Origin of the sequence: Streptosporangium sp. NPDC002721 (genome assembly GCF_042888905.1) — a bacterium.
GTDB lineage: Bacteria > Actinomycetota > Actinomycetes > Streptosporangiales > Streptosporangiaceae > Streptosporangium.
The window spans coordinates 1-6,991 of record NZ_JBIAQI010000075.1; the positions used below are offsets into that span (position 1 = coordinate 1).

Below are 6,991 nucleotides of genomic sequence, written 5' to 3' on the forward strand. Positions count from 1 at the left end.
ACGTGTTGCTGGTGTCGGCGTTGCGCGGGGACCGCGACGAGCAGAAGACGATCATGACGGCGCTGGCCGCCCTGCACGTGCGCGGAGTACCGGTGAGCTGGCCGACCGTGCTCCCCGATGCCCACCGGGTTGAGCTGCCGACGTACGCCTTCCAGAAAGAGCGGTTCTGGCCGAGCGGCAGGCGAGGCGGGGACGCGCGGGGCCTGGGGCTCGAGACGGCGCTCCACCCGCTGCTGGGGGCGGTGGTGGTGTCGCCGGAGTCGGATGGCGTGGTCCTGACCGGACGGCTGTCGGCGTCGACCCATCCGTGGATCCGTGACCACGAGGTTCTGGGACGGGTACTGCTCCCTGGGACGGGGTTCGTGGAGCTGGCGGTCCGCGCGGGCGACGAGGTCGGCTGCGCGGTGCTGGAGGAGCTGGCACTGCAGGCGCCGCTGGTGCTGCCCGAGGCCGGTGGGGTACGGGTCCAGGTGGTGGTCGACGGCCCCGGTGAGACCGGCAGGCGCGCGGTCCGGGTGTACTCCCGGGCGGACGGGCGAGAGGGCGACTGGACGCTGCACGCCCAGGGAGTGCTGGCGGAGCGGGCGGCGGAGCCGGAGTTCGATCTGGTGCAGTGGCCGCCGGCGGGGGCGGCCGAGGTGGACGTCGAGGGGGCCTACGAACGGCTGGCCGAGGTCGGTTACGGCTACGGGCCGGCCTTCCGGGCGCTGCGCGCGGCGTGGCGCCGGGGAGAGGAGCTTTTCGCCGAGGTCGTGCTGGGCGAGCGGATGGCCACGGAAGCGGGACGGTTCGGGGTGCACCCGGCCCTGCTGGACGCGGCGATGCACGTATCGCTGATCGACCCCTCGGGCGTGGCGAGCGGCGGGCGGGCGGTGTTGCCGTTCGTGTGGCGGCAGGTGGTGCTGCACGCGGCGGGCGCCTCCACGCTGCGCGTACGGGTACGGCACCCGAGCGAGCACACGCTGAACCTGGAGGTGGCCGACGAGAACGGCCACCCCGTGCTGTCGGCGGGATCGATGGTGGGGCGTCCGGTGTCGGCGGAGCAACTGGGCGCGGCAGGGGAGCGGTCCCTGTTCCTGGTGGAGTGGAACCCGATCGAGCTGCCCGAGGCCGGTGCGGCGCGGGTGACGGACTGGTCCGCGCTCGCCGCCGGCCGAGCGCCTGACGCGGCTCCTGACGCCGACCGAGCATCCGACGCGGCTCTCGACGCCGACCGAGCACTCGACGCGGCTCTCGACGCCGCCGACGGTTCGATCGCGGTGGTGGACTGCACGGCACCGCCGTCCGGTGAGACGCCGGACGTGGTGCGCTCGGTGGTCGGCGACGTGCTTGAGGCACTGCGGGCGTGGCTGGAGCGGGAGAGCCAGGCGTCGGCACCCCTGGTGGTGGTGACCAGGGGCGCGGTACCGGTCGGTGAGGGCGCGGACGTGGACGTGACGGTCGCGCCGGTATGGGGGCTGGTACGGGCGGCACAGGCCGAGCACCCTGGCCGCTTCGTGCTGCTGGACCTGGAGGAGGACCGGGAAAGGGACGCGGCGGTACGGGCGGCGGTGGCCTCGGGCGAACCCGAGATGGCGGTGCGCTCGGGGACGTTCCTGGTCCCCCGGCTGGCCAGGATGCCCCAGCCCGAGCGATCCGTTCCGGCCGCCGCCGAGCGCTCGGTCGAGTTGTCGGCGGGGACGGTGCTGGTGACGGGAGGCACGAGCGGGCTGGGAGCGTTGCTGGCCCGTCGCCTGGTGACCGACCACGGCGTGCGTTCCCTGCTGCTGGTGAGCCGGAGAGGGCTGTCGGCGGAGGGTGCCGGGCCGCTGGTGGAGGAGCTGACCTCGCTGGGAGCGAGGGTCGGGGTGATGGCGTGCGACGTCGGCGATCGGGACGCGCTGGCACGGGTCGTGGGTTCGGTTCCGGATTCGGCCCCGCTGGTGGGTGTGGTGCACGCGGCGGGAGCGGCGGACAACGGTGTGCTGGAGGCGCTCTCGCGGGACCGGCTGGACACGGTGCTGCGGCCGAAGGCGGACGCGGCCTGGCACCTGCACGAGCTGACCGGGGATCTGCCGCTGGCGATGTTCGCGCTGGTGTCCTCTGCCGGTGGGCTGGTCCTGGCGGCCGGGCAGGGCAACTACGCGGCGGCCAACGTGTTCCTGGACGCGCTGGCCGCCCACCGGCGGTCGCGCGGGCTGGTGGCGACGTCGCTGGCGTACGGGCTGTGGGACGTGGCCACCGGGATGAGCTCCGAGCTGTCCGACGCCGACCGGGACCGGCTGGCCAGGCTCGGGTTGCCGGCGCTGTCCGGTACCGAGGGGGTGCGGCTGTTCGACGTGAGCGTACGGACGGACGCGGCGATGACGGTACCGCTGCGGGTGGACGTGGAGGCGCTGCGGGGCCGCGGCGGCGAGCTGCCGACGTTGCTGCGCGGGCTGGCACCGGCGAGGCGACCGGTCCGGATGGCCGCCGGTGGCGGCGGGGAAGGCGGGCTGCGGCGGCGCCTGACCGGCCTGGACGCGGGCGAACGCGCGCGGGTGCTGGAGGAGCTGGTACGACGGCACGTGGCGGTGGTGCTGGGTCACGCGTCGGGGGACGCGGTGGAACCCGACCGGGCCTTCAGCACGATGGGACTGGACTCGCTGGCCGCGGTGGAACTGCGCAACCAGCTGGCCACGGCGACGGGCTTGCCGCTGCCCGCGACGCTGGTCTTCGACTACCCGACCTCGCAGAGTGTGGCGGAGTTCCTCCACGGGGAGCTGTTCGGCGTGGCGGACTCCGAGCGGGACGCGGATCTGCCCGTGGTGCGGTCGGTGGCCGATGATCCGGTGGTGATCGTGGGGATGGCGTGCCGGTATCCCGGCGGGGTGTCCTCTCCGGAGGATCTGTGGCGTCTGGTGATGCAGGAGACCGACGCGATCACTGGTTTTCCGACGAATCGGGGGTGGGATCTGGAGGGGATCTATGATCCGGATCCTGGTCGGGTGGGGACGTCGTATACGCGTCATGGTGGGTTTTTGCATGATGCGGATGTTTTTGATCCGGGGTTTTTCGGGATGTCGCCGCGGGAGGCGTTGGCGGTTGATCCGCAGCAGCGGTTGTTGCTGGAGGTGTCGTGGGAGGCGGTGGAGCGGGCGGGGATCGAGCCGGGGTCGTTGCGGGGGAGCCGGACGGGTGTGTTCACCGGTTTGATGTACAACGACTACGGTCTGGCGCTGGGCAACGCGGCCGGCCGGGTGCACCAGGCCGCCGCCGGTGAGGTGGTCGAGGGGCTCGGCCAGCGTGATGCCGTCGAGGGCTATGAGGGTACGGGGACCGCGCCGAGTGTGGCTTCGGGGCGGGTGTCGTACACGCTGGGGTTGGAGGGTCCGGCGGTGACGGTGGACACGGCGTGTTCGTCGTCTTTGGTGGCGGTGCATCTGGCGGCGCAGGCGTTGCGGTCGGGGGATTGTTCGCTGGCGTTGGCCGGTGGGGCGACGGTGATGTCGACGCCGAACACGTTCATCGGGTTCGCTCGTCAGCGTGGTTTGTCGGTGGATGGCCGGTGCCGGTCGTTCTCCGAGGCCGCTGACGGGGTGGGCTGGTCCGAGGGTGTGGGCGTGCTGGTGCTGGAGCGGTTGTCGGACGCGCGCCGCAACGGCCATCGGGTGCTGGCGGTGGTGCGTGGTTCGGCGGTGAACCAGGACGGCGCGTCCAACGGGTTGACCGCGCCGAACGGCCCCTCCCAGCAGCGGGTCATCCGCCAGGCCCTGGCCGGGGCGGGGCTGTCGGCGTCGGACGTCGACGTGGTCGAGGCGCACGGCACCGGTACGCGGCTGGGCGATCCCATCGAGGCGCGGGCGCTGATGTCCACCTACGGACAGGGCCGCGACGCGGCGGAGCCGCTGCTGCTCGGGTCGATCAAGTCGAACATCGGCCACACCCAGACGGCCGCCGGTGTGGCCGGGATCATCAAGATGGTCATGGCGATGCGTGAGGGTGTGGTTCCGCGCACGTTGCACGTCGACGCGCCGTCCTCGCACGTGGACTGGAGCGAGGGCGCGGTCGAGCTGGTGACCGAGACACGACCGTGGCCTCAGGTGGAACGGTCGCGCCGGGCGGGTGTGTCGTCGTTCGGGATCAGCGGGACCAACGCGCATGTGATTTTGGAGCAGCCTGCGGTGCCGGTGGAGGTGCCGGCGGTGCAGGAGGGGAGTGGGGTTGTTTCGTGGGTGGTGTCGGGTCGCAGTGAGGTGGCGTTGCGGGCGCAGGCCGGGCGGCTGGCGTCGTTCCTGGACGATGAATCTGACCTGGGCCTGGCTGATGCGGCGTTCTCGCTGGCCACGGTTCGGTCGGCGTTCGAGTATCGGGCGGTGGTGGTGGGGGCTGAGCGTGGGGAGTTGGTGCGGGGGTTGGTGGCGGTGGCCGAGGGGGTGGCGGATCCGGGGGTGGTGACCGGTTTCGCGCGGGGTGGCGGCAAGCTGGCGGTGTTGTTCACCGGTCAGGGCAGCCAGCGGGCCGGGATGGGCCGGGAGCTGTATGAGCGTTTCCCGGTGTTCGCGGCGGCGTTGGATGAGGTGTTCGCCGAGCTGGATCCGCTGTTGGAGGGGTCGCTGCGGGATGTTTTGTTCGGTGAGCGGGCGGAGGCGTTGGATCGGACGGGGTGGGCGCAGCCGGCGTTGTTCGCGCTGGAGGTTGCGTTGTTCCGGCTGGTGTCCTCCTGGGGTGTGAAGCCGGGGGTGTTGGCCGGTCATTCGGTTGGGGAGATCGCCGCTGCGCATGTGGCGGGGGTGTTGTCGTTGAAGGACGCGTGCGTTCTGGTGGCGGGGCGGGCGCGGTTGATGCAGGCGCTCCCGGCGGGTGGGGCGATGGTGTCGGTGCGAGCATCGGAGGAGGAGGTCGCCGCTCTGCTGGCCGGGCGTGAAGGGCAGGTGTCGATCGCGGCGGTCAACGGCCCGTCCTCACTGGTGATCTCCGGGGTCAAGGAAGCGGTGCTGGAGGTCGCCGCCGTCCTGGAGGAGCGTGGGGTCAAGACGCGGCGGCTGCGGGTCTCGCACGCCTTCCACTCCCCGCTGATGGACCCGATGCTGGAGGACTTCCGTACCCTGGCCCGGACGCTGACCTACACCCCGCCGCAGATCCCGGTCGTCTCCACCTTGACCGGAGAGATGGCCACGGCCGAGCGGTTGTGCTCGCCGGAGTACTGGGTGGACCAAGTCCGTGGCGCGGTCCGCTTCTCCGACGGGATACGGGCGCTGCACGCGCAGGGTGTGCGGGTCTATCTGGAGTTGGGCCCCGATGGTGTGCTGACCGCGATGGCGCAGGACATCCTGACCGCGGAGGCCGAAGACGGTGCGGACGCGCTGCTGGTGTCGGCGTTGCGCGGGGACCGCGACGAGCAGAAGACGATCATGACGGCGCTGGCCGCCCTGCACGTGCGCGGAGTACCGGTGGACTGGCGAGCGGCGTTCCCCGGCGCCCGCCGGGTGGAGCTGCCCACCTACGCCTTCCAGCGCCAGAGGTTCTGGCCCGATGGTGCCGGTTCCCAGGTGGGAGACGTGACGGCTGCGGGGCTCACGGCCGCGAGCCACCCGCTGCTGGGAGCCGCTGTAGGAGTGGCCGGTTCGGACGGGGTGTTGCTGACCGGTCGTATCTCGTTGGGGTCGCATCCGTGGCTGGCCGATCACGTGGTGGGCGGGCTGGTGGTGTTCCCGGGGACCGGCTTCCTGGAGTTGGTGGTGCGGGCGGGCGATGAGGTGGGTTGCGATCTGGTCGAAGAACTCACCCTGACCGCGCCGCTGGTGCTCGGCGAGCGGGATGCGGTGGCGGTGCAGGTGTGGGTGAGGACTCCGGATGAGTCAGGCCGGTGCGAGGTGAGTGTGCACGCCCGCCCGGCGGAGGCCAGGGATGAGGAGCCCTGGGTACGGCACGCGATCGGTGTGCTGGTGAGCGGTGGCCCGACCGGGGAGCGGTTCGATACCGGGGTGTGGCCGCCGCGGGGTGCGTCGGTGGTGGAGGTGGATGGGCTGTATGAGCGGCTGGCTGAGGGTGGGTTGGAGTACGGGCCGGTGTTTCGGGGGTTGCGGGGGGTGTGGCGGGACGCGGACGGGGTGGTGTTCGCGGAGGTTGAGTTGCCGGAGCGGGTGGGTGATGGGGGGTTGTTCGGGGTGCATCCGGCGTTGCTGGATGCGGCGTTGCATGCGGTGGCTTTCGCCGGGGTGGGTGGTTTCGAGGGGGTTGGGTTGCCGTTCTCGTGGGGTGGGGTGTGTCTGCACGCGGGTGGGGCGTCGGTGTTGCGGGTGCGGTTGGTCGTGATGGGCGATGGTGTGGTGTCGTTGAGTGCGGTGGATGTGGCTGGGGAGCCGGTGGTGTCGGTGCGGTCGCTGGCGCTGCGCCCGATCCCGTCCGACCGGCTCGGCGCGGCCTCCCTGGGCCGGGGAGCCGTGCGGGACGCGCTGTTCGGGGTGGAGTGGACCTCGCTGGACGAGCTTCCTTCGGGTGAGGTGCCGCCGGTGGCGGTGCTCGGCCCGGACGCGCTGGGTCTCGCCGGGGTGTGGCAGGCGGCGGGGCGGGTGGCCCTGACCCATGGGGATCTGCCGTCGCTGGTGACGGGTCCGGTGCCGGACGCGGTGGTGGCGGAGGCGGTCTCGGATCCGGCCGGTGATGTGGTGGGGTCGGTGCGTGCGTTGACTGCTCGTGTTTTGGGGTTGGTGCAGGGGTGGCTGGCTGATGAGCGGTGTGCTGGTTCGCGGTTGGTGGTGGTGACGCGGGGCGCGGTGGCGGTCGGCGAGGGTGAGGCGGTTGTCGATCTGGGGGCTGCGGCGGTGTGGGGTTTGGTGCGGTCGGCGCAGGTGGAGAATCCGGGCCGGTTCGTGCTGGTCGATGTGGACGAGGTTTCGGCGCTGCCCGGGGTGTTGCCGGGGGTGTTGGCGTCGGGTGAGCCGCAGGTGGCGGTGCGTGGGGGTGAGGTGTGGGTGCCGCGTCTGGCGCGGGTGGTGCCCGGTTCTGACCCGGTGGGGGTGTGGGATCC

1 protein-coding gene is annotated in these 6,991 nt (G+C 71.9%); it reads left to right on the plus strand.

What is annotated here, in order from left to right; all coding sequences use genetic code 11:
• A partial coding sequence (locus ACFYWM_RS44465) for a type I polyketide synthase (RefSeq protein WP_389927872.1) occupies positions 1 to 6,991 on the plus strand: 6,991 nt, incomplete at both ends.